The 785-nt window shown below is 71.1% G+C and carries 2 protein-coding genes; both read left to right on the forward strand.

What is annotated here, in order from left to right:
- The first annotated feature begins 57 nt into the window (after nucleotides 1-57).
- Entirely contained in the window at nucleotides 58-588 is a 531-nt protein-coding gene (locus G4D87_RS38300) for a hypothetical protein (protein WP_163787655.1), read from the forward strand.
- An 81-nt stretch (nucleotides 589-669) separates the two neighbouring features.
- A partial coding sequence (locus tag G4D87_RS38305; RefSeq protein WP_275902336.1) for an FxsA family protein occupies nucleotides 670-785 on the forward strand: 116 nt, incomplete at its 3' end.

A 785-nucleotide genomic window follows, 5' to 3' on the forward strand; every position in this document is an offset into this window, starting at 1 on the left:
GGGAGGGGGGCTTGGAGGAGGTGGACATGGCGTTCGCGGCGTATACTCGCAACCCGCGTGAGATACGAGTTGCTCCTCCAGACGATGACGCCGGGCTCGCCCTACGAGGCAGCGCGGGTGGATGCCCTCCTTTCCGAGCGAGGAGTGGTCGCCCGGCAGGATGGCGTGCGCAGGTGGTCCTTCAAGAACGGCGACGTCGACATCGGCGAGCTGCGTGAGGGGGGCCAGGTGGTGGCCACCGAGCTGCGCGTGCCGCTGTCGGACCGCCCCGACCTGATGCGCGAGGCCGTGGAGGCCGCGGCGGCCCTGGCCTCCGAGGCCGGCGTCCGGCTGGTGGACCCGCAGCTGGGCCGCGCGCTGACCAGCAAGGACGACGCCGGGGTGATGGAGCAGTACGTCCGGACGGCGCGCTACGCCGGCGAGGTGGCCGGCGTGCCTGACGCGATGGGCGCGGGCAGCTACGCGCTGGAGACGGAGGGCTCCCGAGGCTTCCAGCTCTCCACGCGCATGGTCCTCATCGCCATGGGCATCTTCGTGGTCCTGTACCTGGTGGTGGACTCCCTGGTGGGCCAGCTCGGCGGGCGCTGACGCGGTGGCGGAAGACGGGCACGGCCCCTCTCGAAGGGTTACCTTGGGAGCGTGTTCCGTTACCTCCTCCTCGCCCTCATCGTGGTGCCGTTCCTCGAGCTCTACCTGCTCCTGGTCATTGGCCGGCAGATAGGGCCCATGCCCACGCTGGCCTGGGTGCTGGTATCCGGCCTGGTGGGGGCCGCGCTCTCCCGGGG

The sequence above is a fragment of the Myxococcus vastator genome (assembly GCF_010894475.1).
Lineage (GTDB): Bacteria > Myxococcota > Myxococcia > Myxococcales > Myxococcaceae > Myxococcus > Myxococcus vastator.